The following is a 23,594-nucleotide window of genomic DNA, read 5'->3' as shown; positions in this document are numbered from 1 at the left end:
GCCGTCCTCGGTGATCGTCTCGGCGGTGGCCGCGGGGTCCTCGAAGTAGCTTCTTTTAATTCTTTACCTGCTTTAAAAGCTGGTACTTTGCTGGCTGCAATTTGTATTTCTTCACCTGTTTGTGGGTTTCTTCCTGTACGAGCTGCACGGTCGCGCACTTCAAATGTACCAAAACCAACTAGTTGGATCTTTTCTTCTTTAGCAAGTGTAGTCGTGATTGTTTCAAACAATGCATCCACTACTTTTTTTGCGTCTTCTTTTGTTAGTTCAGCTTGTGCTGCTACACTGCTCACTAATTCTGTTTTATTCATATGAACACCTCATCCTTTTATATTCTTTAAAGTATGTAGAGAAGACAACATAACATATCTTATATACGTCTGTCACTTAATATGGCTAAATAAAAGGAATTTTAACCTTTTCCCAATGTGTTTTCAGTGGTTAAAAGGCTTTGATCAACAGGATAAAATGATTTTTCCGTGACCATTTTTCAACTTTCCGTGGTTTCCAGCTGCAGCCATTGATAGATGGTTTCCATATCAATGTTTTCTTCCAAATGGGAAGCCAATAGATTATACGCTTCTTCCCTACGCTCTAAGTCGCTTTGAACGTTTTCCTTCACTTCCTCCAACCCCTTGTTCCTTCGAATTTGGTTAACTAGTAATCTAGTAAACAAGCGATTATGGAAAATTCCATGAAGATATGTGCCCATGACCTTGTTGTCAGTGGATATGGCTCCATCCTCTCTTCCATCCTTCAATAAAAGAAAAGGCCTTACTTCTGATTCCAAAGTCGTTCTGCCTAAATGGATTTCGAAACCGTTCAGATTCATTTCACCTTCCATTACCCCAGCAGAAAGGACACCTTCCATTTGTACCGTTTTCTTATCTGCTTGAAAGACGGTTTCCACCGGTAGAAGCGAAAGTCCTACTGCGTTTTCTCCATTGCCTTCGACTGCGTCAGGATCGAAAAGTTTAGTTCCAAGCATTTGAAACCCGCCGCATATACCAAAAATAATTGTTCCTTGTTCACGTAGTTTTTTAATGGGGCCATCCAATCCCATGCGCATGATCCACTCTAAATCTTCCATCGTGTTTTTTGTACCCGGCAAAATAAGAAGGTCAGGATTACCTAACTCATGGATACTTCCTACAAGCCGGACACCCACTCCGGGTTCATCAAAAAAAGGATCGACATCGGTAAAATTGGAGATCCGCGGAAATCTCAAGACTGCTACATCGATAGGAAACTCAGCTGTTTTAGGTTTTTTAAAGCGTAGGGAAGAGAGTGCCAATGAATCTTCCGCTTCTATATTCACTTCTAAATAGGGAAGCACTCCGAGAACCGGAATACCGGTTTCCTTTTCGACCCATTCAATGCCGTCGTCCAATAATTCACGCATGCCACGGAATTTATTGATGATGATTCCCTTTACACAATCGCGTTCATCTTGATCCAATAAGGCAAGTGTCCCAATGATGGATGCAAATACTCCACCACGGTCAATATCAGCAACTAAAATGACAGCAGCATCCGCAAGCTTTGCCATTCGCATATTTGCAATATCCCGGTCCTTAAGGTTAATTTCAGCAGGACTTCCTGCTCCTTCGAGCACGATGATATCATATTCATCTTGAAGTTTCTCCACTGATTTACGAATGATAGGCATGGCTTCCTGGACAAATTGATTTCGATAGCTTTTTGCATTCATATCAAGAAAATGTTTTCCGTGCACAATGACTTCCGAAACCATATCCTGCTTCGGTTTCAGTAGTATTGGATTCATATCAGTGGTTGCCGTGATTCGTGCTGCCTCTGCTTGCACTCCTTGAGCCCGCCCGATTTCACCGCCATCCAAGGTTACATAAGAATTCAAAGCCATGTTTTGTGATTTGAATGGGACGACACGAAATCCTTTATTGGAAAAAACCCGGCAAAATGCCGTACAAATCAAACTTTTCCCTACATCGGATGACGTCCCCTGAATCATAATGGATCGTGCCTTCATTTCGACCACCCCCTAAAACTCTAATCCTTTGACAGCGCCGATGCCCTCGTCATAATAATGCTTGGTCGCCTCAATGGATGAAACCAAATCCGCCATTTCCATCAGCTCTGGCTTGGCATCCCTACCGGTAATGACTACATGCATATGAGCGGGACGATTACGAATCGTTTCGATAATGTCATCCAGTGGCAAGACATCTTCAATCTGGAATTTGGAGATGGCTAATGCATTGTTCAACTCATCCAGGACGAGTAGATCGATGTCAGGATCACTCAGAGCCTGTTTCGCCTTTTCCCATGCTAACGATAATGCGCGGCGATGCTCTTCTGGTGTCTTGGTCCATGTAAAACCAATCCCAAGCTGTTCCATTTTAACGCCTAATTTATTTAATGCCAACGCTTCTCCATATGTACGTTCTGGTGATTTTATGAATTGAAGGAATTTAACATTCATTCCCCTTCCGATTGCCCGTAAAGTCACCCCTAATGAAGCAGTCGTTTTCCCTTTCCCATTTCCCGTATAAATAAGCATTAATCCTCTGCGTGCCATTATCTAACCCACCTTCATAGCCAAACTGTTTTTTCTATGTATGAAGTCCTTTTAGTAGCAGGAACTGGTTGATCATCTTTTGGATATCCAACAAAAATGGTGCCGATCACTTTTTTGTTTTCCGGTGAACCGATAAACCCGTGCAGTCGTTCATCCCTGACAAGACCCACCCCCCTAGTACGCCAAACGAATCCAAGACCAAGTTCTTTCGCGGCAAGCCACATCGAATGGACAGCACAGCAAGAGGCAAAAACATTGTCTTCGGATGAATCCGGATCGTCTGGCAGCAAATCAGAAGTCACAACAATGATAAGCGGTGTCGTCTTTACAACTTCCAGTGAACTGTCAATCAATTTTGGTTTGGTCGGGAAGCGTTCATGTAAATAACTTTCAGCCAACCTTTCGTAACGGAGCTTAGCTTCTCCCTTGATGACATAAAAACCCCACGGTTCACGCAGTCGATCGTTAGGGGCATATGTAGCTGCTTCCAATAGCATCCTGATTTTTTCATCTTCCACGTCTTTATCTTCGTAATTCCTTATTGCTCTGCGTTCCTTCAATTCTTGAATGATGGACATTCCGACTCATTCCCTTCAATAATGGACTCTGATTCAATCATTCTATCAAACCACTGGATTTTTTCTCTTAATTGGACGACATCGCCTACTAGGAAGATTGACGGATTTTGAAACTCTTCTTTCAAAGCTAGCAAAGGAATCGAATTCAACGTACCGGTGATCGTCCTTTGTTTTTGTGTCGTACCCCATTCAATGACGGCCACTGGCGTATTACCGTCCCTGCCATGCTCCATCAATTTTTCACAGATAAACGGCATATTCCCTATTCCCATATAAAAGGCGATGGTATCGATTCCTTGAGCCAATGCCTGCCAATTCAGGTTATCTTGCCCCTTGTAATCACGTCCATGTCCTGTCACAATCGCATAACTAGACGCATGATCACGATGGGTAACCGGGATACCCGCATAAGCCGGAGCCGCGATTCCCGCTGTGATTCCTGGGACGATATCATATTCAATCCCATTGGCAGCCAGTATCTCGGCTTCCTCCCCACCCCGCCCAAAGACAAATGGATCTCCGCCCTTTAGACGAGTTACATTTTTTCCCTGCAAGGCTTTTTCTACTAAAAGTTCATGAATTTCATTTTGTATGAGATGATGTCTCCCTGGTGATTTCCCGCAATATACTAGTTCTGCGTTTTCTTTTGCATAGGTTAATAGTTCTGGATTGACTAGCCTGTCATATGCAATGACATCCGCCTTTTGGATACATTCCAGTCCATATACCGTAATCAGTTTCGGATCTCCGGGACCCGCACCGACCAGATGTACTTTTCCCGGTTTCATGCTCGTGCCTCCTCTTAATCTTCAAAAAATATCTTTTCCTTGTTAGATCCGTTTTTTTGTTGTAAGCAAGCATCCATCCAATTCTCGACAAGCGTTGGATTGGATGCAAAATGAAAGTGAGTATACCCAGCAACAAGGTTACCCAATACACATCCCTCTTGTTTCGAGCCGAATCTGCCTTTGGCCTCATACGCATGTGGAAGTTCAGCATTTGCTTCAAATGTCGAATAATGAAATTCATGACCTTTTGCCTGCTCATGATCCTTGATTAAAAAATTGCTTGGAGTTCCGGTAATTTCACGATATCCAAGTGCTGCAAGCTTTTTCTGCATTCTAATCCTGCCTGGAATCACCCCTGCCATCTGATGCGTTTCTCCGGAAGTGGTTTCAATCGATTGGCTCAAAAACATGAAACCGCCACATTCCGCCAAAGTCGGCATCCCCTTATCAATGGAGCTTCTGATGGATCTAATAGCACTCACGTTACCGGAAAGTTCGGCTGCGAATTCCTCAGGAAAACCGCCTCCAAGGTATAAACCATCAGCTTCCAATGGAACTTCATCCCCTTTTAATGGAGAAAAATACTTGATGTTCGCCCCTTTCGCTTCGAGCAACTCAAGGTTTTCTTGATAATAAAAATTAAAGGCTGCATCTTTTGCGACGGCAATGCACACGCCTTTTTTATTTTGGGGCTGAAATATATTTGAGTTTCCACTTGAAACGGCACTTGTCTTAGACAAACGGTACAACTGATCGACATCGATGGTTTCCATGACTAATTGTGCAAGTTTATCGAAAAACGGGTTAAGTTCCCCGCGCTCAATAGCAGGAATTAGACCCAAATGACGGCTAGGAATATTAATATCCAATTCCCGCTTCATATATCCCAGCACCGGAACATCGCATTCTTGCTCAATGGCCGCTTTGACTATGTTGTAATGCCCCTCACTGCCCACTTGATTGGCAATAACCCCAATGATGTTCGGACCGGTTGAAAAGTCCTGAAACCCTTTAACAATGGCGGCGGCACTCCGCGCCATGCTGGCACAGTTGACAATCAACAAGACAGGGCTTTGGGTGATCATGCTGATTTCAGCCGTCGACCCTGTATTCGATAAAGGACTTTTGCCATCGAAAAAGCCCATGACTCCTTCGATGATTGAAATATCAGCTCCTATACTTGCTTTGTTAAGTATTTCGCGAACGGTATCGTGTTCAAACATCCAACTGTCAAGATTGCGTGAAGTACGTCCTGTAACTGCGGTATGATAGGTTGGATCAATATAGTCAGGACCACATTTGAATCCTTGAACGGTATAGCCTTGCTTCTGTAGAGCTGCCATGATCCCGATTGTCAATGTCGTTTTTCCGACACCGCTTCCGGTACCCGCGATGACCAATCTTCTATCGCTCATTCATGTTTCCCCCCTTCTTAAAAAGGAATGATCCCAACTGATATGGTGACGTTCCCCGACTTTTTCTTGACCAGTACCAAATGTTCCGCTTTTGTATAAATTCTAACAGCTGGTTCACTCACACCGTATGCCCCTGTGTATTTAAATACTGTGTCGGATGGCGCTTCGATTTTAGCTTGATTAAGCTCTACTGGTTCATAATGCACAAATTCCCAGCCAAACTTCTTCACTACTTCAATCAAACCAATTTCGTCTTTCTTTAAAGATATTGTACAGATCGCTTTAACACTTTTTATGGAAAACGATAATTCCGCAAGTGTTTCTGCAATTACCTGCTCAATTTCAGCAGTCGATGTTCCCCTATTGCAACCAATACCGAGAACAATGACTTTAGGACGATAAACGATACCATTTTCCAAGATCTTCTTTTCCGACTCTCTAAGCAATCGGTGAGTCACGACCAGAGCTGCTTGTGGCTTTGCTTGAAGCGCTTTTTCAATGGATGGGTATACGATAATTTGCTCAGGTAATGTCGTTTCATACGACCACCAGTTCCGTTCACCTGACTCCTGTACAACAGCGACATGCTCTTCATTAACAACGGATGCACTTACTGGCGTCAATTTTTCTGCAGAATCCCAAATCCAGCCAAAGCGCTGGCCGAATAAGTCGACAGGAATCGTTTTTTGTACATCTGAAGCCGTCGTGATTATAGCATTTGCGTCAAGGGCTGCTGCGACTTCCTTAGTCAGTTCATTTGCACCTCCAAGATGCCCTGACAATACGCTGATAACATTTTCTCCCTTGTCATCAATGACAACCACACCTGGATCCGTTTTCTTATCCTTTAAAATGGGGGCAATCATCCTGACGACCGCTCCGAGTGAAATAATTAAAATGATTCCTTTATACTCCTTGAATAGGGCTGGTAAAAGCATACGGACACTTCCCGAAAAAAGCTGGATCTGTTTCCGTTCCTCGTCCCCTTTTTCAAACTTGCTCATGTAATAAAGATCGGCATTTGAAAAAACGGTATGTAAGTTTCGGGCTAGCTGAACCCCATGCTTAGTAATTGCCACGATTGCATAGGAATGTGATGTCTTAATGGGAGCAAGCTCCTCTTCTTTCAATTCAATGATCATGGCTTGACCCCTTTTCGGTAACCATGGGTAAAGCTCGCATCATATAGTTTTGAACGATACTCATCTTTATCATGGATATTGGGGTCCAAGGCCCAGCCTGCCAAGATCATGGCATGCTTACGAATGCCATTTTTGCGCATATCATCGTCAAGATTCGATAAAGTGGTACGGACAATTTTTTGGTCCGGCCATGTTGCCCGTTGAATGACGGCAACAGGCGTATCATCTTTCCAACCGGCTGCCTGGAGTTCTTTGACGATTTTTTTGGTTAAGGTCGCGCTCAAGAAAAGGGCAATCGTACAATGATGACTCGCTAAATCCCGTAATTTTTCGAATTCCGGAACCGGTGTACGTCCTTCAGCTCTCGTTAAAATAAGAGTCTGGGTTAAATCGGGTATCGTCAGCTCGGCACCAATAGCCGCTGCTGAAGCGAATACCGAACTTACGCCAGGAATCACCTCATAACCAATATCCTCTTTCTTCAATAAGACAATCTGCTCCATAATTGCACCGTACATAGCAGGATCACCTGTATGGATTCTGGCAACCATCTTTCCTGCTTTAACACGATCAACCATAATGTCAACAATTTCTTCCAAATGCATGCCAGCCGTTTTCAGGACCTCGGCATCGGGTTTTGCCTTAGCAATCAATTCCTCATTCACTAATGAATCCGTATATAAGATCACATCAGCCGTTTGGAGAATGTTCAATCCTTTTACAGTAATCAAATCCGGATCGCCCGGGCCGGCACCTACAATATATATCTTCATTTCCTCACCACCATCAATGTTAAATATTCCAGTTCTAGTCCTTCCAATTCACTTACTTTCCAAATCACTTCTTCATCGGATGTGACTTTGGTTACGACCGATGCCTTTTCAAGCAAGTCTAAATCTTTTAAAACAGTAATCATTAAATCAATGACTTTTGCCACTTTGATGAACACCACGGCATCATGATCTTCAATCGCCTTCTTCATCGCTTCATAATCATCTCTTGCAGGAACGATCGCGACATGATCATCCCCATCAGCCAAAGCGATGCCCAACCTTGACGCAGATCCATTAAACGAAGAAATGCCTGGGACTGTCTTGATTTCGACTTCTGGATGCAGCTCCTGCATCAATTTCATCATATGTATGAACGTACTATATAAAAGAGGATCACCTTCCGTAACGAAAGCAACATCTTTTCCTTCATTTAATTTTTGCCAAACCTTTTCAACCGTTCCGTTCCATTCCCGATCCAAAATCGCTTGATCTTTCGTCATCGGAAATACAAGGCCCAGCATATCCTTCTCTTCAGGACGAATGTACACTTCAACGATACGATGGGCGTAGCTTTTACTTCCTTTTCTTTTTTTCGGATACGCAATGACCGGAGATTCCTGAATCACGCGAAATGCCTTAACTGTAATAAGCTCTGGATCGCCCGGACCTACCCCAAGGCCATATAATGTACCAAGATTACTCATTTGTGTCTTCCTTTCGTTTTGCAGTTATGATATAAACCGGATTAAGCGGTACAAATCGGTTCATTCCCAATATCGGCTTACTTCTGGAGATTTGCGCATGCATGATGGACGTGTCAAACCCGGCTTCACCAAATGCCTCATTAGCCCTGTAAAGATTCTCTATTGTTGCAGCGTTAAGAACGATTCTGCCTCCTTCTTTCAGCCTTTTGCAGCAAGTATTGATTAGATCTACCATTTCGCCGCCAGTCCCGCCAATAAAAATCGCATCTGGATCTGGAAAGGTTTCCAAGCCTTGCGGAGCTTTTCCATGAATCGCTGTTAAATCGGTACGAAATTTACGTTGATTTTGATAACAATTTTCTAAATCAGGCTCGTTTTTTTCAATTGCATAAATTTGGCCTTCAGGTGCAAGCTTAGCTGCTTCTATTGCCATGGATCCCGTACAAGTCCCAACATCCCAAACTATACTGCTTTTCTTTAGCTTCAATGCATGCAGGCTTAATACTCGAATTTCCTTTTTGGTTATGAGGCCTTTATCCGGCTTCCGCTGTGAAAATTCTTCATCTTCTATCCCTAATGACCAACTCGGCCCTTCTGATTTCCGTTTTAAAATGACGACGTTCAACGGGGAGAATTCACGCTCCATCATTTCATCAAGTTCATACCAACCTGAGGTTTCCGTTTCCCCTTGAAGATTTTCGGCCACAAATGCCCGATATTCTGTCATTCCATACGAAAGGAGATATTTAGCCAATTGGTTGGGACTATTTTCAACGTCAGTAAGCAAGGCAACTTTTGCTTTCCCATCAATCCTTTGTGCCAGCCCTTTCATACTGCGACCATGTACACTAACAAGAAAAGCATCTTGCCAGCTCTCACCCATTTTTGCAAAAGCAAGTTGAATGGAACTGAAATATGGGTAAACTTCCATGTTGATTTTGCTGGAAAGATAGCCTCCCATTCCGTAAAATAATGGGTCACCGGATGCTAAAATAACAGTTGGGCGAGTTTCCTCCTGTAGTTGTTCTACAACTGTTTTCAAACCGCCCTTTATGATAATCTTTTTGCCAGAATAGTTCGGAAAGAAGGATAAGACCCGCTCACCTCCGACCAGCACTTCACTTTCTTCTATCCATTGGGCATATTGAGGCAGTAAGCTTTCCTGACCGTTATCCCCTATCCCGATTAATTTCATCGATTGACTCAATTCCAACAGCCCTTCCCAATAATTGTCCTTTCAACGAATAAATCGCCGTTTCCATTTCAATGTCACCCTTCACTTGCTTTATTGCAGAGTGACAACAGGATTCACATAGTTTATTAAAAAATTCAAAATTATTAATCTCTGACATCATGTCCCCTACCTGTGAAGCGGTGTTTGCATTCTTGATTTCAAGAACCAGTTCTTCTTCAGCTCCGACGCTTTGGGCAATTTCCGATAGAAATCCGAAATCGACCGGAGCACTTTTTGAATGGACCATCATTACACCTTGGGCAACTTTTGAAAATTTCCCCATCATGCCGACCAATGACACCTTTTTAATTCCCTGCCTTTTACATTGCTTTAGCGAGAATCCTACAAAGTCACCCATTTCAATAAAGGCTTCTTCAGGTAAATCAGGAAGAAGGCCCATTGCATACTTTTCACTCCGCCCCCCAGTGGTTAGGACAAGATGCTCACACCCACTCGCCTTGGCGACACTGATAGCCTGGACGATACTTGCCATATAGGCGGAACTGGAAAAAGGGACGACGGTGCCCCTTGTTCCCAAAATGGAAATGCCTCCCACAATCCCCAAGCGCCCATTTAATGTTTTTTTTGCAATTTCTTCACCTGCCGGAACGGAGATAACGACTTTCACACCTCTATCAATCTTAAATTCTTCCAATGTTTGCTGCACAGTGGATAAGATCATTTTGCGCGGTACAGGATTAATGGCCGCTTCCCCTACAGGAACGGGAAGCCCGGGTTTGGTCACTCGCCCCACACCAATCCCTCCATCCAAGATGATCCCAGGAGCATCCGACCAGCTGACAGTAGAAATGATATGTGCCAAATGGGTGGCATCTGGATCATCTCCAGCATCTTTAATCGTTTCTGCACTAACCGAATTTTCCGATATATCATATCTCTCAATGGTGAAAGTGGCATCACGGCCGATCGGCAAGGAAATCGTAGCCTCCTCAAGGGCATCCCCCGTGATCAAAGCGGTCAATGCCGCTTTAGTCACGGCTGTCGAACATGCCCCCGTCGTATACCCATGACGCATTTGTGAGGGATCTTTTTTTACTTTCTTTTCCATGTTTATTAACTATCAGCTAAAAGGGAAATTGCGTTCAATGCTGCAACCGTGACAGTACTTCCACCTTTTCGGCCAATATTCGTAATGAATGGCACTTCTGTGATCTTAGCCAGTTCCTCTTTCGACTCCGCTGCAGAAACGAACCCAACAGGCATTCCAATAATTAAGTCCGGCTTTGCAATCCCTTCTTTAATAAGGCGAATGAGCTCAAGTAAAGCTGTAGGTGCATTGCCAATGGCATAAATGCCCCCTTCATTTTCCTTTACCGCTTTTTGCATCGAAATGATCGCTCTTGTCGTATTCAAACGTTTTGCTTCGACCATCACATCTGGATCTGAAATGTAGCAATGAACGTCCCCCCCGTGTTTTTGAAATCTTTTTTTGCCTGTACCGCTCTCGATCATTTGCACATCCGCAATGACATGTCTACCTTTGCGAATGGCTTCCACACCAGCTTGAATGGCATTTGGATGGACGATGACACTTCTTCCCAATTCAAAATCAGCTGAAGCATGAATGACCCGGCGGACGATCTTCCATTCATCCTCAGAAAAATCATGATCGCCCATTTCTTCAGCTATCATTGAAAAACTATAATCATATATTTTGTCTGGATCTACCGTTAGTGGTTTGAAATCCGTTTTAAAATCCATCTTGCATTCCTCCTATTATTTATTCAACTGATTATTCAACTCGGCAATAACATGATCAAAACTGGAATGAACATTTTGATAGTCAACATCTGGCCTTGATATCATAATCGTCTCTATTCCACATTCCAACGCGGCTTCCAATTTCTCATCAACCGCACCGACCTTGCCACTTTCTTTCGTTATCATCAATGTGACGCCATACTGTTTATATAGGGCTTTATTTAATTCTTTGGAAAATGGACCTTGAATCGCAACGATATTTTTTTGTTCAATGCCTAGCTGCGCACATTTTTCCATATTATCCATGCGTGGCAGCATTCTCGCTATCACTCTAGTATTATCGAGCCCTACCAATTCTTTTGCGAAGACAGCCAGGGTTTTACTTCCGGTCGTGAGCATGATGACTCCCCGTTTTACGGCGGCAAGCTTAGCAGCTTCTTCATAATCACGAACCACTATCAGTTTGTCATTCTGAAACCGTTGACTTTCACGCTCATAACGAATATAAGGAACATTTGCTTCCTTTGCTCCGTTAAGTGCGTTTTTTGATGCTTCTTCCGCAAATGGGTGACTTGCATCAACTACAGCCTGAAAACCTTTTTCAGTGATTAAAGAGGTCATATCCTCTGCAGTTAATCGGCCAATCCGGGTGGATATTCCTGCATCTTGCAAACTCTTTGCCGCCGACTCGGTTACAACAGTTGCCAAAACCCGGAATCCAGCCTGCTGCATTTCAATCGCTAATTCCCTTGCATCACTTGTACCCGCTAAGAACAAAATCATTTTGACGTCCCCACCGCTTGTTCATCATGGTCATGATCGTGATCGTGGTCATGATGGTGATGGCCATGTTCATCATCATGGTGATGGTGATGATGCGCATGTCCATGTTCCTCAACATATAGACGATAATTTTCCATATCACGTGCCCCGCTTGATCTGCCTTCACTGGCTTCCGTTACACGTTCTTGCAGAATGTTCTGTAAGGTTGGATGATACCCAAAATACTTCGCCAAAATAAATTCCCGATCAAGATATTGCTCTTGATAGCCTTTCAGCATATCCTCCATTCTTTCCATTAACACCCCCGTGAAGAGGAAATATGGCAGCATCACTATTTTTTTTGCCCCCAACCGGATGCATCGTTCAATGCCTTCATCAACATGCGGGTCCGTTACACCCATGAACGCTGTTTCGACCCATTTAACGTTTAATTTTTCCCATAATAATCGTGAAATTTTATAGATATCACTATTTGCATCAGCATCACTGCCTCCTCGGCCAATTAGCAATATTGCTGTCTCAGCTTGTTCCGAGGATGTATCGAAGCCGGCTTCCTCAAGTCGGTCTGTCAGGATCGTCAATACATCATGGTGGACCCCGATCGTTTGACCATATGTGAATTTCACTTCTGGATACTTGGTTTTCCCATCCTCTATTTCAGCTGGGATATGTAATTTTGAATGTCCTGCATGCAACAAAATGATCGGTATGACGATAACTTCCGTAGCGCCCCGGTTTACACAATTTTCAATACCTTTGGATATATTCGGTTTTGCAAATTCCAAAAAACACGTTTCAACCAAATAGGCGTCATCCATTGCCGGAATCATATTTTCAATAAACTTGAGGACCTCTTCATTTCCTGAAGCCAAGCGGCTTCCGTGACCTACGAATAATACTGCTTTCATTTACTTTCCCCCTCTTTAAATTAGTCTTCACAAGGCGCAGGCTCTATGTGTATTTTGGGAGCAATGTCCTGATAAGAATAACTCTGAATCTTTTTGGCACGTTTGAAGTATTTAAACAGCCGCTCATTTGGATGGGCATTTTGCTTATACTCTTCTACAATGTCCGTGATCAATGCAACAAGCTGTTCCGGATCAATGCCTTCCGCAACCGGCTGACCTGGATGGGCTGTTCTTCCAACTGGTTTAGCTCCAAGGAATAAGTCAAATTTCCCTTTTCGGAAGACAATCCCGATGTCATCCATCACGGCGCTATAACAAGCCATTCCACACCCATTAAAACCGATGTTCAATTCCTTAGGCAATTTCATGCCGCCAAGGACCCTTTGTATTTCGTCTGCATAAGGAATAGATTCGGTTTTTTCACCATCACAGAAATCACACGCTTTTAATGTCAGTACATCTCCAATCGGTGATAATAGAAAGTTTGCTGATTGTAATTTCCAAGTGATGTTCTCCGGATCCGTTGTCGGGATCTTTAAAATGATCTTATGATTTGGCGTGTATTCCATCGTTCCCTTTTCCCCGACAACTTCCGCCAGTGTCATCATTTGTTTGGGAGTGAATTGTTTATTCGCTACCCCTGGACTGACGGCAAGCTCAAACACCGACTCCATTTTTTGCTGAACAATCGGCTTGATGGATTGCTGAACGGTTTGACCCTTCACTCTTGACAGGGCTTCCATGGCCATTTCAAAGGAAGCGAGCTTCTTTTCTGGTGCTTTTGTAAGTAATCCAACTCCTCCAGGAGACTCGGTGAAGGATTCTTGCATGGAACCGGCTTCTTGATCTAATGCCCACGGTTCTGCTTCTTTTTGCAGACGTTGATGCGGCTTCAATGTTTGTTTTTCCGAATTCAATGTATATTTCCTCTGATAACCTCTTGGTGTGATGATTTTGTCATCGTATAAGAAGGTGGATGAATTACCGATAATGACGGTGGTCAGCATTCCAATATCGTGATTCAACATATCTTTTAAATTCGTGATGACAATATCCTGACGATCACGATATGCACTTTTCACCAACCCGACAGGTGTATCGGGTGAACGGTAGCGAAGCAGAATTTTCTGTGTTTCAACAATTTGCCTTGTCCGCCTGCCGCTTCGAGGATTATAAAGGGCAATGACAAAATCAGCCATTGCAGCAGCCTCCACCCTTTTAGCGATAAGATCCCATGGCGTTAAATGATCACTGAGGCTAATGGTGCACGAATCGTGCATGACAGGTGCCCCAAGTAAAGATGCACATGAATTAATGGCAGAAATACCAGGAATGACTTCAATGCCTACCCCCGTTTCTTCTTTCCACCCTTTTTCAATCAATACCTCATAAACCAATCCAGCCATTCCGTAAACACCGGCATCTCCACTGGAAATTACAGCTACTTTCTTTCCCAACTCCGCTTGTTTGACTGCTTCCTGTGCACGTGATACCTCTTCAGTCATCCCCGTACTAATAATCGTTTGATCTGTAAGAAGCCCCTGAATGAGTTCAACATAAGTTTTATACCCAATGATATAGTCACTTTCTTGAAGGGCTTCAACAGCACGTTTGGTAATATGTTCAAAATTCCCTGGACCAAAGCCCACTACGAATAATTTACCGTTTGTACTCATTAAGACATCTCCTTTTACTTATTTGTTCTTTGAAATACCTGTATGAGCAGGAAAATCAGGATTAGGGGCCATTTCCCCATCAGTAAATTGATAAATCATTTGAGGTACAAACTCCCCATCATCGATAGTACGCACAATCTGCCGACCAAAGTCAGGGGAATCCACTCGATACCATTTCCCTTGGGGATAGGCAATCACAACGCAGGCATCCTTACATCTTCCGTTACAGCGAGTCCTCGTTGTATGTATTTTCAGATCCAGTCCCTTTGAAGTGATTTCATCGCGGATGGCTTGGGTCACTTCTTCTCCGCCTTTTTTCATGCAACTGCTCCCATTACAAATAAACAGATGCGAGTTTGTCCCCTGCAAATTCCAAGTAGTCATCTTCTTCCTCCTGAGTTCAGGGAAAAGGCAAAATAAAAAACCTTAACATAAGAGTCAAGGTTTAAAAAACTATATGAATGAGAAGCACTCTGCAAATATGCTGAATCTCCCAAAATCGTCATAGTCCTTCTACCTTTCCCTCCGAAAAGTATCATACAATTTCAAAAGCAGGTTTCCTGGCTTACGCTTCATTTTACTTTGTCCCTTCCCGGCTTTAAGCCAGTGGTTATCGACAAATTCATCAGCGTTTACAGTAGCGGGGGCTGCATCGGATTTTCACCGATTTCCCTATTATCCCTTGCATATTCACACAAGAGCACTTTTAAAATGAAATATTTGGTTTTATTATACAATTATAGCTAACCTTATCTATCATATAACAACTTTAGCAAAATTCAATAGTTTATTCCGACTGTTTAGAAAAGTTTAATAGTGTAAATCCAGCCATAAGCCTTTCCTCTCTGCGATTTTAGTGAAAAAAAAAAAGAGAGTGTAGCTGGAATTATTTCTTTATGGTACACTATACGAGAATTTTCGAAATAATTACATAAGTTTTATGGTGTTGAATTTCTCGGAATTCAGCTTAAAAGGGAAGCCGGTGAAAGTCCGGAGCGGTCCCGCCACTGTAAAGGGAAGTCCTATTACGTTAACATTTATCCACTGTCAAATGAGATGGGAAGGAAGTAACGGGACAATGAACCTAAGCCAGGAGACCTGCCATGAAGCGTGAAACTGTTTCAGCCTACGAGGATGGGTGTGCGGATCAGGCAGAATGGCCCATATTGGTTTATGCTGCAAAATTCCTGTTCATTACGCACTTCTTTCTTTTGAGAGAAGTGCTTTTTATGTTGGGCGCCGCTTTTCTTCTAAAGTTTTGATCAGAAAAATTAAAGGTGTTGAAAGGAGAAAGAATGAAAAGAGTCAATTGGAAAATTCTTTATTTTGTCATTTTACTGCTTCTTGTCCCAAAACGTGCGATGGCCATGCATATCATGGAGGGCTTTTTACCAATTGAATGGGCCATATTTTGGTGGGCCGTGACCCTTCCATTTCTAATCTTGGGTTACCGGTCCATTAGGTCCAAAGTAAGGGAAAACCCAGAAACAAAAATGATGCTCGGTCTATCGGGTGCATTCGTATTCATATTATCTGCCTTGAAGATTCCTTCCGTTACGGGAAGTTCTTCACACCCTACCGGAGTTGGTTTAGGTTCCATATTATTCGGGCCATTGGCCATGAGTGTCGTAGGCTCCATCGTTCTATTATTTCAAGCTGTTCTACTGGCTCACGGAGGATTGACGACATTAGGGGCCAATGCATTTTCCATGGCTGTATGCGGACCTTTCATTGCTTACTTTGTCTTCAAGGGCGCAACTAAATTGGGGTGGTCTTTTTCGCTGGCCGTTTTCTTGGCAGCTGCTTTTGGCGATTTAGGAACCTATGTGGTAACTTCCGTTCAACTTGCACTTGCTTTTCCATCCGAGGTAGGTGGATTCATGGCCTCATTCAATAAATTTGCTGGAATATTCGCCCTGACCCAAATTCCCTTGGCAATCAGCGAGGGATTATTGACAGTGGTTGTGATGAATTTCCTAAAAAAATACAATCTAGGCGAATTGAAATTACTGCGAGTTTTATCTAAGGAGGCCCGTTAACATGAAAAAAAGTTTATTGCTACTTTTCCTGGTCGTCATTCTTGCCACCATACCGTTAATAACCCAACAAGGAACGGAATTTGGCGGTGCCGACGGCGAAGCTGAAGAAGCCATCACTAAAATTCAGCCGGAATACAAGCCTTGGTTCAATAGTATTTGGGAGCCGCCAGGTGCAGAAACCGAGAGCTTATTATTTGCGCTGCAAGCTGCAATCGGAGCTGGTTTCATTGGATACTTCATTGGCGTAATGAGACAAAGGACTAAACAAACCAAACAAGAAATGAACGAAAAATCGAAACATGTTACTCATTGATAAATATGCCTATTTCAATGGGCTAAAGGATGTACATCCATTGGAAAAGATGATTTTTGCACTCTCCCTTATGCTGTTTTCGTTAACGGTAAGGGATTTGGCCGTTTCGCTCATCACTTTTATGGTGATGAGCGCTTTAATCATTTTTGTGGCAAAAATCCCGCCTTCGTATTATCTAAAATTACTCTTATTACCAGGATTCTTTCTATTATCAGGCACACTTACCATCCTTTTTTCTATCTCCAGTACATTTACTTCGATACCGAATATTTGGTGGTCCTGGAAAGTCGGAAATTGGCAAATTTTCATCAGCGATGGCAGCATTGGTACAGTGATCAATTTGATTTCTGTCGTATTTAGCAGTATAAGCTGTTTATATTTCTTAACCTTGACTACACCCATTACCGTCATTCTATCCGTACTGCGAAAACTTAAAGTCCCTTCCTTATTGATCGATTTAATAGAATTGACCTATCGCTTCATCTTTATTTTTTTAGATACAGCTTTGGCCATTCACTTAGCACAAGCTTCAAGACTGGGATATGGTTCGGTAAGGCAAGGCATTCGATCTCTCGGGTTACTAACCTCATCATTATTTTTGGGAGTATTCCAGCGCTCTGGGCAATTGACGATGGCCATGAACGCAAGAGGATATCAGGAGAACCTTTCTTATATCGAGGATACTTATACCTTTTCCTCACGCAATTGGCTGATCGCCATTGTAATACTAGGAAGCTTAATCCTTATTTATGGATATATGTAAATTGGAGGCAATTCAAAAATGGAAGAGCATATTTTTAATATAGAAGGCCTCACCCACCGATTCGCAGATGGGACGTTTGCTTTAAAGGATCTATCTGTAACGATTCAACAAGGTAAAAAAATTGCCTTATTAGGCAATAATGGAGCCGGTAAATCGACTCTATTCCTCCATTTAAATGGTCTTTTACAGCCTACTGGAGGAACAGTCAGATTTAAGGGCAAGAAAATGAAATATGACCGTAAAGCATTATTATCCTTACGAAAACAAGTCGGAATCGTTTTTCAAGATCCCGACTCCCAGCTTTTTTCCGCTAATGTTCAACAGGATATATCGTTTGGACCGATGAATTTAGGATGGGATAGAAATGTAGTCCAGGAGAAAGTGCAATGGGCGATGGATCAAACGGAAGTAACGGAAATGAAAGACAAACCTACCCATTTTTTGAGCTTAGGGCAAAAAAAACGTGTCGCCATTGCCGGGGTACTTGCCATGGAACCCGATGTCTGGCTCTTAGACGAGCCTACCGCTGGATTAGATCCTTATTTCTCCAGACAGATCATGGCTCTGCTGGACAGTATCCACCACCCAGACAAAACGATAATTCTATCAACCCATGATGTTAATTTAGCCTATCAATGGGCTGATGAAGTCGTTGTCATGAACGATGGAAAGGTCATATACCAAGGGGACCCTGTATCCGTTTTTCATGATGAAGACATTTTGGTGAAGGCTCATCTCGAGAAGCCGTGGGTTTTTGAAATGTTTCAAGCCCTTCTTCAATCAAGAATACCCGGAGAAAAGGAACTTGTCCCAAGAACGAAGGAAGAGTTGCTAAAAAAAATCGAGACAGAAAAAATTTATTAATTAAAAACCCCTAGCTTGTTTCATCATTCAAAAAGCTAGGGGATTAAATCGTTATATTCTTAAAATATCAGACGAAAATTCTTGACCCTAATCAAAAAACAAGTCATTTCCTTTCTTCCTCAGATCCTTCTTTTTTAATCTCGATATCCTTTACGTTTACATCATCAATGACAGCTTTTATCTCGCCTTCCGCATAAGTATCCGAAACTTGTTCGTGGGTTGTAGCCAATCCAGAAGATAAAGTATCTTCCCGTTTATAATCGCTGACATCATATGTTCTTCCTGCGATTTCTGAAGATTCATTTTTTGATTGCTTGCTATCCATTGTTTTCACTCCCAGTTTTCAAATTGTCCAATCATCGATTGACAGCAGTAATAGAGACAAAGGTATTTTGTGTAAAAAACAAAGCAATATTCAATAATGATAAAAAAAGGAGGAAAAAAGGCTGACTCTACTTATTTTCAATCAATTGATTTCACAAAAAAAACTTACAAGCAAAATCCCTTCTCAAGGACTTTACATGTAAGCTTAATAAGAGGTTAGGCCTCCTTCTTCACATCCATATTATCGTTTGGGTCACCCCAACATTCCACATTCTTCAAACCTTTAATATTGTTCACATGGAAGACAGGATTTTTCCCACTTTTCTTTTGCTTTTGATAATCCGCCAGTGCAGCAAATGCAATCTTCCCTAGTAATGCTATGGCTATCAGGTTGATAATGGCCATAAGGGCCATCAGCAAGTCAGCCAGTCCCCAAACAAATTTCAGTGAGGCAAGCGAACCGAATATCACCATCCCTACAACTGCGATACGATAGATGTTTAACCAAACCTTATTTTCATTGATGAAGCCGATGTTCGACTCCCCATAATAATAGTTACCCACAATGGAACTAAAGGCGAATAACAGTACAATGATGGCAAGGAAAATACCAGCCCAAGATCCCAATGCGGTTCCAAGGGCATTTTGGGTAAGGACGATTCCATCCGTTTCCTTCGATGTATAAAGACCTGAAAACAAAATGATGAAGGCAGTCGAACTGCAAATGATGAGCGTATCGACAAAAACACCTAGAGACTGAATGAGACCTTGTTTGACAGGATGACTGACATCAGCCGTCGCACCAGCATTTGGTGCACTACCCATCCCGGCTTCATTTGAAAACAAGCCGCGCTTGATTCCTTGCATCATGGCTGCTCCCAATACTCCGCCAGCCACTTCTTTTATTCCATCGAATGCACTTTCAAAGATCAAAGCAAAAACACTCGGTAACTCGGTAATATTCATGATGATGATGATCAACGCCACTATCACATAGGCTCCTGCCATGATGGGAACGATTACTTCAGATACCTTTGCAATCATTTTGATCCCGCCAAAAATGATGACAGCCGTTACGATAGCCAGGATGATAGCCGTAACCCACTTTTCAATTCCAAATGATTCGTTGAATGCGCTTGTAATCGTATTGGCTTGTACCGAATTGAAAGCAAGTCCAAATGTAAGCGAAATCAACACAGCGAACGTGATCCCCATCCAACGGGCATTCAATGCTTTTTCCATATAATAGGCAGGACCGCCACGGAATGCATCCCCATCCTTGACCTTATAGATTTGAGCAAGTGTACTTTCAATAAAAGCCGAAGCAGCTCCGATCAGTGCTATTAACCACATCCAGAAAACGGCTCCCGGACCTCCCATCGTGATTGCGATGGCAACACCTGCAAGGTTACCCGTTCCTACCCGCGATGCCGTGCTTATGCAAAATGCCTGAAACGATGTCACACCTTTTTTATCAGCTGTGGCCCCTTCGCCCAATAGCCTGAACATTTCCCCTACCATTCTGAATTGGACAAACTTCGTGCGGACGGAAAAATAAAGACCCAATCCAATCAACATGATGATCAATATGGAAGACCATAACACATCATTTGTCTCACTAATAAATTTTTCTAACATCTCCATTAAAACAAACCCCTCTACTTAACTCTAAATATTATTTCAAAAACATATACAACTATAATTTATTTCCCGATTCATTAGGGAGATAAACAAATGAAGCCCATAAAAAAAGGAAATTCCAGAATGAATCTCCAATACAATAATATATTATATCCTAACTCACATTTTTTTTCATTCATGATTTGGTGGAATCAACCGAAAAAATATAATATTTCAATATCATTCTCTAATGATAATAATCTTTCTGACTCACTTCATTTAACATTCACTACAACGTTAAATAAATTCCATTGTTATCCTTAATATTCAAAAACATCTTAGATATAGTGCATAAAAGCCTCACACGTCCCGATTCCAGGTTATCATGCGAGGCTTATTTTGCATTCATCTGCTCTATCTTATATTCTGGTTTGCTGTAGGTCTCAATGTTGAAATTAGGCTTTTTTATGATATCCTTGTTCTGCCTCTCCTAGATGGTTGGAATACCTTGTGCAAACATCTTTCTTAATTCTTTCTTGTCAATCTTTCCAATCGGCGTTAATGGAAACTTATCAATAAAATAGGCTACTTTAGGAACCATATACTTAGAGGTTCTTTGTTTGCAGAAATCAATTAATTCCTCACTAGTACAGGTCAATCCTTCTCGCAGTGTTACCACGACACAAACTACTTCTCCCCAATCTGGATGGGGAACGCCTATGCAAGCACTTAATGCAACAGAAGGGTGCTGGTTCACCACTCGTTCCACTTCTGAAGAATATACATTCATCCCGCCTGTAATGATCATATCTTTCTTCCTATCTACAATATAAAGGTAACCGCTTTCATCCCATTTACCAATATCACCAGTGTAGAACCAACCATCACGGATGTATTCTTGGGTAAGATCAGGTCTTTGATAATAGCCTACCATCATTGCTGGTGATTTTACGATAATTTCTCCAAACTCGGATGGTTTTACATCATTTCCATCCTTATCAATCAGTCGAACTTCGGTGAAAATGCACGGTTTTCCACAGCTTTTCAAAATTTCCGAATTGTTATGATAAGCCCATAAATGAGCGCTTTTCGATAGTCTGGTAATGACAATATTACACTCTGTCATGCCGTATTGCTGGCGCATGATAGGCCCGAATACTTCAAAAGCTTCTTTAAGGCGCTTTTGTGAAATTGGTGACGCGCCGTAGAAGATATTGCGCATGGAGCTCATATCATATTCCATCTTCTTTGTCTGATCAAGGAGTCTGTATAACATTGTCGGTACCATGAATGTCGTCGTAATTTTATGTTCCTTTATCGCCTGTATGAATGCTGCAGCGTCAAATGAGCCCATCACATAGACATGGACGCCCGAAACAAGGGATCTCCAAAGTAATGAACCGGCAGAATGCACAATTGGCGTACTTATCAATACCCGGTCTCGGTCGTCTAGCGGGTCTTCGATAGCCGCAGAAAGTATGGCGGCGCCGAGTCCTTTCTGGGAATGCATGACGCCTTTGGGTGTACCCGTCGTCCCGCCTGTGTATGACAGAAGGGCAATGTCTTTTGCTTCAGCTAATGGCAAGTCCATATTTTTTATTTCACCGGGCCATTGAAACTGTTCAAACTCCTCCGGATAATTAATATTAAATCCAGGAAGCCCAATGATATGGACACCGTCCTTCTTCATTTCTTCGAAATACTCAAATAAGGTGTCAAAGTGTGTCTGCGTAGCTATTATGACCACTTCTGGTTTTGCTTCCTTTAAAATGAATTTTATTTCTCGTTTCCCCAGTTTTTCACTTAATGGTACTAGGGTAGCTCCACAATGCTGGATAGCCAAACCAAACATCACACTTTCCAAACTGTTTGGAATGATAGACGCTATGCGGACACCCCTTCCTGCACCCAAGCGAAGTAAATAAGAAGAGATAAGTTCTGTTTTTCTCCATAACTCTTCGTAAGTTATCGTTTCTCCGTTTGGCAACAAGGTAATGGCCGGCAGCTCTCCAAATCGTTTCATTCCTTTATTCAACAGTGACTGAAATGTCAACTTATTCAGCATGGATCATTTCCTCCCTCGATAATGCATTTCCCTTTTAATAATGCTTTGGCAATTGTATTTTTTTGAATTTCTGAGGTTCCGCTTAATATCCGATACATTCGTGCACTCCTGTACATCTTTTCTACTGGATGCCCTTTTACCAAGCCTTTAGAGCCAAAGATTTGGATAGCCTTATCGGCCACACGGCTATTTACTTCTGAAGCAAACAGTTTAGCCATGGAGGTGCCTGCCCGATCTTCTTGTCCTTGATCGATTTTTTCAACCACATCATAGACCATGCACTTTGCCGCGTAGATTTCCGTCGCCATTTCTGCGAGCATATGCTGAATTGCCTGGAAGTCACCGATAGGCCGGCCGAATTGGACTCGCTTTTTAGCATGTTCAATAGATAAATTGAGAAGGTGTTGAGCCATCCCGATGAAGCCGGCCGCATGGGAAGCGCGATTTGTGTTTATTCTTTTCAATCCGAGCAGTAACCCTTTTCCTCTTTCTCCGATTATATTGGCGGCAGGAACTCGACATTGATTAAAATTCAATTCAGCATGTATGCGTTCTCCTGATAGTGGGACTTGAATGTCTCCTAGTTCAAACCCCGAATGATGGGGTGTTTTTTTATCTACCAGGAAAGCAGTGATTCTATCTTCTTTTTCTCCTTTCTGAGTTTCTTTCGCTATGACAATGGCGAAATCAGCATAGGGGGCCGCACTGATAAAATGCTTTTTACCATTTAATATATACTCATTCCCGTCTTTAACGGCTGTTGTTTCGATAGCAAAAGCATCTGATCCAGCATTTGGTTCTGTAAGGGCAAAGCAGCAGCTAGCTTCTCCCGTCACCACGGGCATCACATATTTTTCTATTTGCTCCTGTGTAAAACTTTCCAACATCTGACCAATTCTTAGCGGCCCGCCAACCTCCCCTATAACCTGCCCCCATAAAACCGCTCCGGAACGGGCCAATTCTTCCTTAAACATGCATAGCCCTTTTAAGCTAACATCTTGTCCCCCATATTTTTCAGGGAGGTTAATCCCGTAAAAGCCCAATTCCCTGGAGCGTTTTCTTACCCATTGTATGGCTTCCATCGGGATATCCTCTTCAGCGTTTAATTCATGCTCCTGTTCGTAGGGAAGCAATTCATTTTGAATAAAATCCTGTAACTTTGTTTGAAGCACCTCTAATTTCTCTTCCTTCATAGTTACCATAGTTTTCCCCTTTCACCTTTGAATTTTGCATTTAATTTAATATTCAAAATGTTATAAAATTAATTTTAAATGTAAATTATATTTAAGTAAATTAAAGAAATATGATACAAACATAAGAAATATT

General features: G+C 42.3%; 25 protein-coding genes and 2 riboswitches. Of the genes, 5 read left to right on the top strand and 20 right to left on the bottom strand.

Translation table 11 applies throughout. The features are described 5' to 3' along the window. From ACFWE9_RS18695 to ACFWE9_RS18620, 16 genes are all read right to left on the bottom strand, one after another. Window positions 1–311: HU family DNA-binding protein (locus ACFWE9_RS18695; protein WP_377358124.1), on the bottom strand; the 311-nt coding region annotated here is incomplete at its 3' end. Between the two features lie 179 nt (window positions 312–490). Then, window positions 491–2,008 carry a cobyric acid synthase gene (locus tag ACFWE9_RS18690; protein ID WP_230156394.1) on the bottom strand — a complete coding sequence of 506 codons (1,518 nt, stop codon included), beginning with the start codon at window positions 2,006–2,008 and terminating at the stop codon, window positions 491–493. 12 nt (window positions 2,009–2,020) lie between these two features. Further along, complete coding sequence (locus ACFWE9_RS18685) at window positions 2,021–2,557, bottom strand: cob(I)yrinic acid a,c-diamide adenosyltransferase (protein ID WP_230156395.1); 537 nt, start codon at window positions 2,555–2,557, stop codon at window positions 2,021–2,023. A gap of 14 nt (window positions 2,558–2,571) precedes the next feature. Continuing rightward, a complete protein-coding gene (locus ACFWE9_RS18680; RefSeq protein WP_230156397.1) occupies window positions 2,572–3,135 on the bottom strand; it encodes a nitroreductase family protein in 564 nt (187 codons plus the stop codon). Continuing rightward, a complete protein-coding gene (cobA, locus tag ACFWE9_RS18675; protein ID WP_230156399.1) occupies window positions 3,114–3,923 on the bottom strand; it encodes a uroporphyrinogen-III C-methyltransferase in 810 nt (269 codons plus the stop codon). The genes ACFWE9_RS18680 and cobA overlap by 22 nt, the downstream gene beginning before the upstream one ends. 14 nt (window positions 3,924–3,937) lie before the next feature. Then, window positions 3,938–5,338 (bottom strand): cobyrinic acid a,c-diamide synthase CobB, encoded by a 1,401-nt coding sequence (locus ACFWE9_RS18670; RefSeq protein ID WP_230156401.1) that lies wholly within the window; start codon window positions 5,336–5,338, stop codon window positions 3,938–3,940. Between the two features lie 17 nt (window positions 5,339–5,355). Further along, on the bottom strand, window positions 5,356–6,480 hold the full coding sequence (locus tag ACFWE9_RS18665; RefSeq protein WP_377358120.1) for a cobalt-precorrin 5A hydrolase: 1,125 nt from the start codon (window positions 6,478–6,480) through the stop codon (window positions 5,356–5,358). Then, window positions 6,477–7,253, bottom strand: coding sequence for a precorrin-4 C(11)-methyltransferase (gene cobM / locus ACFWE9_RS18660; protein WP_230156403.1), 777 nt, complete (start codon window positions 7,251–7,253; stop codon window positions 6,477–6,479). The genes ACFWE9_RS18665 and cobM overlap by 4 nt, the downstream gene beginning before the upstream one ends. Continuing rightward, window positions 7,250–7,957 (bottom strand): precorrin-2 C(20)-methyltransferase, encoded by a 708-nt coding sequence (cobI, locus tag ACFWE9_RS18655; RefSeq protein WP_098371853.1) that lies wholly within the window; start codon window positions 7,955–7,957, stop codon window positions 7,250–7,252. Before cobI ends, cobM begins: the two co-directional genes overlap by 4 nt. After that, a complete protein-coding gene (cbiE, locus tag ACFWE9_RS18650) occupies window positions 7,950–9,164 on the bottom strand; it encodes a precorrin-6y C5,15-methyltransferase (decarboxylating) subunit CbiE (protein ID WP_230156405.1) in 1,215 nt (404 codons plus the stop codon). The genes cobI and cbiE overlap by 8 nt, the downstream gene beginning before the upstream one ends. Beyond that, the gene (locus ACFWE9_RS18645; RefSeq protein ID WP_230156407.1) at window positions 9,127–10,260 is read right to left on the bottom strand and encodes a cobalt-precorrin-5B (C(1))-methyltransferase; all 1,134 of its coding nucleotides are present in this window, start codon (window positions 10,258–10,260) and stop codon (window positions 9,127–9,129) included. The genes cbiE and ACFWE9_RS18645 overlap by 38 nt, the downstream gene beginning before the upstream one ends. Before the next feature lie 5 nt (window positions 10,261–10,265). Continuing rightward, the gene (locus ACFWE9_RS18640) at window positions 10,266–10,913 is read right to left on the bottom strand and encodes a precorrin-8X methylmutase (RefSeq protein WP_230156409.1); all 648 of its coding nucleotides are present in this window, start codon (window positions 10,911–10,913) and stop codon (window positions 10,266–10,268) included. 15 nt (window positions 10,914–10,928) lie between these two features. After that, window positions 10,929–11,696 (bottom strand): precorrin-6A reductase, encoded by a 768-nt coding sequence (gene cobK, locus ACFWE9_RS18635; protein ID WP_230156411.1) that lies wholly within the window; start codon window positions 11,694–11,696, stop codon window positions 10,929–10,931. Further along, a complete protein-coding gene (locus tag ACFWE9_RS18630) occupies window positions 11,693–12,604 on the bottom strand; it encodes a sirohydrochlorin chelatase (RefSeq protein WP_377358117.1) in 912 nt (303 codons plus the stop codon). Before ACFWE9_RS18630 ends, cobK begins: the two co-directional genes overlap by 4 nt. Window positions 12,605–12,624: 20 nt before the next feature. Beyond that, window positions 12,625–14,280 (bottom strand): precorrin-3B C(17)-methyltransferase, encoded by a 1,656-nt coding sequence (cobJ, locus tag ACFWE9_RS18625; protein WP_377358115.1) that lies wholly within the window; start codon window positions 14,278–14,280, stop codon window positions 12,625–12,627. Window positions 14,281–14,298: 18 nt separating this feature from the next. Then, complete coding sequence (locus ACFWE9_RS18620) at window positions 14,299–14,664, bottom strand: (2Fe-2S) ferredoxin domain-containing protein (protein ID WP_377358113.1); 366 nt, start codon at window positions 14,662–14,664, stop codon at window positions 14,299–14,301. Between the two features lie 149 nt (window positions 14,665–14,813). Continuing rightward, a riboswitch (cobalamin riboswitch) is annotated at window positions 14,814–15,003 on the bottom strand. Window positions 15,004–15,204: 201 nt separating this feature from the next. Beyond that, window positions 15,205–15,400, top strand: a riboswitch (cobalamin riboswitch). Here ACFWE9_RS18620 and ACFWE9_RS18615 point away from each other — a divergent pair. From ACFWE9_RS18615 to ACFWE9_RS18595, 5 genes are all read left to right on the top strand, one after another. Further along, entirely contained in the window at window positions 15,384–15,542 is a 159-nt protein-coding gene (locus tag ACFWE9_RS18615) for a hypothetical protein (protein ID WP_230156419.1), read from the top strand. It overlaps the preceding riboswitch by 17 nt. Window positions 15,543–15,575: 33 nt before the next feature. Continuing rightward, complete coding sequence (locus tag ACFWE9_RS18610) at window positions 15,576–16,319, top strand: energy-coupling factor ABC transporter permease (protein WP_230156421.1); 744 nt, start codon at window positions 15,576–15,578, stop codon at window positions 16,317–16,319. 1 nt (window position 16,320) lies between these two features. Next, window positions 16,321–16,632, top strand: coding sequence for an energy-coupling factor ABC transporter substrate-binding protein (locus ACFWE9_RS18605; protein ID WP_230156422.1), 312 nt, complete (start codon window positions 16,321–16,323; stop codon window positions 16,630–16,632). Next, window positions 16,619–17,395, top strand: coding sequence for a cobalt ECF transporter T component CbiQ (cbiQ, locus tag ACFWE9_RS18600; RefSeq protein ID WP_377358110.1), 777 nt, complete (start codon window positions 16,619–16,621; stop codon window positions 17,393–17,395). Before ACFWE9_RS18605 ends, cbiQ begins: the two co-directional genes overlap by 14 nt. Window positions 17,396–17,413: 18 nt before the next feature. Beyond that, entirely contained in the window at window positions 17,414–18,259 is an 846-nt protein-coding gene (locus ACFWE9_RS18595; RefSeq protein WP_230156423.1) for an energy-coupling factor ABC transporter ATP-binding protein, read from the top strand. A 103-nt stretch (window positions 18,260–18,362) separates the two neighbouring features. Here ACFWE9_RS18595 and ACFWE9_RS18590 read toward each other — a convergent pair whose 3' ends face one another. From ACFWE9_RS18590 to ACFWE9_RS18575, 4 genes are all read right to left on the bottom strand, one after another. Beyond that, window positions 18,363–18,584, bottom strand: a complete 222-nt coding sequence (locus tag ACFWE9_RS18590; RefSeq protein ID WP_230156424.1) for a YozQ family protein — start codon at window positions 18,582–18,584, stop codon at window positions 18,363–18,365. A gap of 215 nt (window positions 18,585–18,799) precedes the next feature. Beyond that, window positions 18,800–20,227: an alanine/glycine:cation symporter family protein gene (locus tag ACFWE9_RS18585; protein ID WP_230156425.1), complete on the bottom strand. Its 1,428-nt coding sequence runs from the start codon at window positions 20,225–20,227 to the stop codon at window positions 18,800–18,802. A gap of 466 nt (window positions 20,228–20,693) precedes the next feature. Then, window positions 20,694–22,268 (bottom strand): class I adenylate-forming enzyme family protein, encoded by a 1,575-nt coding sequence (locus ACFWE9_RS18580; protein ID WP_377358107.1) that lies wholly within the window; start codon window positions 22,266–22,268, stop codon window positions 20,694–20,696. Continuing rightward, on the bottom strand, window positions 22,262–23,470 hold the full coding sequence (locus ACFWE9_RS18575; protein WP_230156428.1) for an acyl-CoA dehydrogenase family protein: 1,209 nt from the start codon (window positions 23,468–23,470) through the stop codon (window positions 22,262–22,264). Before ACFWE9_RS18575 ends, ACFWE9_RS18580 begins: the two co-directional genes overlap by 7 nt. Between the last annotated feature and the right edge of the window lie 124 nt (window positions 23,471–23,594).

The sequence above is a fragment of the Peribacillus sp. NPDC060253 genome (assembly GCF_042727425.1).
Classification (GTDB): Bacteria; Bacillota; Bacilli; order Bacillales; family DSM-1321; genus Peribacillus.
The sequence above is the reverse complement of the archived record's forward strand: the minus strand, read 5'-3'. Positions and strand labels throughout refer to the sequence as shown.